The organism is Allobosea sp. P2_A10 (assembly GCF_056405115.1).
The window spans coordinates 1-3,337 of the sequence record NZ_JBFUCS010000045.1 but is presented as its reverse complement, the minus strand read 5'-3'; the positions used below and the strand labels follow the sequence as shown (position 1 = coordinate 3,337).

The following is a 3,337-nucleotide window of genomic DNA, read 5'->3' as shown; positions in this document are numbered from 1 at the left end:
TCTATGATTCTCTGGACCAAACCAGATGCCCAAACTGAACTCAGGTCCGCACGCTCGTCCCCCTGGCAGTGCGGACCTTTTTCGTTAGTTTGTCGATCTGACGGCAAACAGGATCAGCACCGTCACCATCGCCACGACCGCGATGACCCATGCGATGAAGACGAGACGCGAGGGGTGATATGGTTCTTCCATGGCGTGTTGTCGCGGAGCTATGACTGCTTGCGCAATTCAAACCAGTCGATCGTCTTGGCGATGATGTCCATGTCTACGCGCCGTACTACGTCGGACTGCTCGTTCGACAGGCGGACGACTTCTTTTAATTCAGCGGCAAACTCGTCTCGGGAAAGAAGGCCCCGTCTGTCGAGGCGATCGACCAGCATGCCGAATAGCGTGACTTGCGCTGCACCGAGGCCGACTAGATAACGGCGCAACTCTTCGTCCATCGGGACCTCGTTGTGACGGCGTATTATGGAAAGCATGACCCTCGCTGCCAACCCCCGATTAAATTCAAACAGCATCTGCCAACGTCACCCGCGTCGATGCCCAAATCCATGCCGCTCCGATCTTCCCTGGGGTGCAGATCAGCCCTAATTGCGCATTGCTGCGGCGGACCTGACTTTGGTCCATCAGCGGACTAGCCACCGCTGGCGAGGGTCAAGCCGTCAGCGGTGGCACTTCTGCCGCTGCACTTGCTGCGAATAGCCGCTGCTGCGCGTCGGGCCAAGCGCAGTGCACCAGAAGCGGCCGCACCGTCGTCGCCAACCTCAGGCGGGTGCATGCTCCCTGCTGCGCGGAAAGCGGCCATGGCCTCGTATCGAGTCGTCTCCTGCCCCAATCTGGAGCGATGCCGCCCGTCCCGGAGATGGGGCGCGATGCCCACAGATGGGCAGCCGCGAGCGCTAAACACTGCCGCTGTTCGGCTTTTCGGCGGGACCGTCACTGGGAAAGGCCGCACCTTAGTTGAAGTTCCCGGTTGAATGCCGGCATGTCTTGGCCGCTGATTCCGTACCGTATATTGCGGTCAGCTGAGGGCTGCTGAGAAGCGGACCCCTGAAAAACCCGAGCGAAACAGCGTCCGCTGGGGCCATAGAAACCGCGCTGCGCGGCTATGCCTAAACCAATGCGGTATGGAACGGGGCCAGCGGCATTGTCTGGCCGCTGGCGTTGGATGGCCACGCGCTGCCGCCGATCAACGCCGCAGCGGGATATCTGCTCCGCGTTATAGGCGGGCGTCGATGCTGCGTGCCAGCCGAGCCGGCCGCTGGCCCTTTCGACGACAACGGCATGTCGTGCGAAGACGCGTGCATAGCAATCGCTGTTTCCGTAGCTACGTCGCTGGGCAATCTGCAATCCGACCTCATAGGCGGATCGATCTTGCGCCAAAGCCGGCGTCGCGAACACCATGGCGGATGCGAGCAATACCAATAAGGCAACCGCAGAGGCGACTATGGCTAGAACCCGGCTCTTCATGGTGTTCCCCAACTTTTCCCCATAGTCAGGAAAGCACACGCATTGCGCGAAAGTCGAGTCATGTTGCGCTTACTTTCCGGCCCCCGCATTATCGAGCATCAGGACGGCAAAAGTCTAACCTCGTCACCCGCTGGTTCGCAGAAACGTTCAAATATCAAGCCGAGGTTGAAACAATCGATTCACGATTTCAGTGCAAATTGACGGCGGTCGATTCGCGACCTTGGTTTCAAAGATGCGCAGCTCTCATGCCGAGCATCCGACAGAAGGCATGTTGCGGTGGCGAACGCTTTTGAAAGTTCAATTGCGGCATCGGCCCCCTTGATCGTCGAGCGCGCAAAGCGCTTCTGGCTTGGCATCGCCCTTGGGTTCACATGCCCTGTTCTGATTGGGTTAGGCTGGCTCGCTGCGAATTTGCTCGTGCCTTCGTTCGACGATGTGATCCACGGATGTATGCGCGACGAGGCGCGGTTAGCGCCGGCCCATCGCACAGAAACCTGCATGTGCGTTGCTGGCGAAAAGCAGACACCGTCCTGGGCTATCCTATCTCGCGCTGCCCCAGCCGAAATGATCAGGACAGCGGATGTCGCTATCCGCAGCGAGTGCCGGGCCTCCACCTATTCCGTTACATCAGGGCAATAGCGGGGTGCAGCCGTGCGCTTGCCGTGTGACATCGGGAGCGGTCGGCCGGTTCGCACGGCAGACTGGAAAACTCGGGCAAGCGTCGAGGCATCTATTTACGATAGAACACCGAGAGAGTCGCAACCTCGACGCCAAGCTTGGTGACTGACGCTCGCGCGATTAGCGTTTGGTCGTCTTGCAACCAGAACCAGTCATCGAAACCGCTTGTGCTTTCGCTACCGTCAGCGGAAGGGACGCGCCTGCTGTACGACCAGTGATAGGCGTTGCCGGCCTGCTCGCCTTTCGCGGTGCCATCGATCCGTTTTTCGTGGCCCTCGTAAACTCCGGCGGACTTCTTCGTGATCGTCCATTCGAGGGTGTCAACATGGCCATCGTCGAAAGTGTAGATTTCGGTCAGATGCAGCGTACTGTTTGCCGCGTCCCATCCGCCGTGCGCCTTGATGCTGAACTGCGACTGATACGTGCCGAAGCGGTTTTGCATGACTCCCCAGCCCTGAGTTGCGCCGGCGAAAAAATTCTCCAGCAACAGCACGGGTCGTTTGGAGGCGAAGTCCTCGATTTTCATGTCGGAGCATCCTGCGATAAAAAGCCCTGATAGCGATGCAAGGATTGTCAGGGCCCTATTGAAAGTTGCGAGCGATCGACTTCGGCTCAAATGCCTTGCATGTGAGTGTCTCGCGCCGATGTTTGATGCGTTCGGTGGGCATTCGCGCGGTGACGGCATCCTCATCCTGAGAGAGTTCCCACCCGTGCATCGCCTCTGCGAGCCGTCGAATCTCTTTACGAGCCTCAATGCCGTCCGACTGGCCTGCGAGCGTTTCGCAGATGGCCATTGCACGAATGTAATCATCACAGGTCTCGATCGTCAGCGGCATCCCGACACCTCTCGTTTGCACGGGTGTCAACCGCCATTGCGCTTGCGGGTTCCAAGCCAAAGCTTGCCAGCAATCGTCGCGAGAAACGTTACCTCCGCGCACGACCCGGCCTGGGCGTCGCGGTCAGCGCGCCGTTCGAATTCCTGCAATCTGTCAAATCGCGTTGAAGCTCAGCCCTCTTATCGCGTTGAATGTCAGCCCCCTTGGGACCTGCTCGGACGTGCCGATGTCGCCCCGGCTGAGCTGGTCGGGGTTGCTCGGCCGGGGCGATTTCGGCGTCCAGTGCGCGACGGAGGATGACGTTGTCAGGCTCGGTTTTTGAAGCGCCAGCTCTCGTTGCCGGTCTCGATGAT

4 protein-coding genes are annotated in these 3,337 nt (G+C 59.3%); all 4 read right to left on the bottom strand.

All coding sequences use genetic code 11. The features are described 5' to 3' along the window. Positions 1-209: 209 nt before the first annotated feature. Positions 210-443 carry a hypothetical protein gene (locus AC1DZY_RS26380; RefSeq protein ID WP_476823120.1) on the bottom strand — a complete coding sequence of 78 codons (234 nt, stop codon included), beginning with the start codon at positions 441-443 and terminating at the stop codon, positions 210-212. Between the two features lie 1,757 nt (positions 444-2,200). Beyond that, positions 2,201-2,833 (bottom strand): DUF3833 family protein, encoded by a 633-nt coding sequence (locus AC1DZY_RS26375; protein WP_476823119.1) that lies wholly within the window; start codon positions 2,831-2,833, stop codon positions 2,201-2,203. Further along, entirely contained in the window at positions 2,730-2,984 is a 255-nt protein-coding gene (locus AC1DZY_RS26370; protein WP_476823121.1) for a hypothetical protein, read from the bottom strand. Before AC1DZY_RS26370 ends, AC1DZY_RS26375 begins: the two co-directional genes overlap by 104 nt. A 153-nt stretch (positions 2,985-3,137) precedes the next feature. Continuing rightward, positions 3,138-3,337: hypothetical protein (locus AC1DZY_RS26365; RefSeq protein WP_476823118.1), on the bottom strand; the 200-nt coding region annotated here is incomplete at its 5' end.

Coding starts and splice junctions, on each gene's coding strand:
- AC1DZY_RS26375 (WP_476823119.1), bottom strand. CDS start 2,833: ATGCCGTCACCGCGCGAATGCCCACCGAACGCATCAAACATCGGCGCG.
- AC1DZY_RS26370 (WP_476823121.1), bottom strand. CDS start 2,984: ATGCCGCTGACGATCGAGACCTGTGATGATTACATTCGTGCAATGGCC.
- AC1DZY_RS26380 (WP_476823120.1), bottom strand. CDS start 443: ATGGACGAAGAGTTGCGCCGTTATCTAGTCGGCCTCGGTGCAGCGCAA.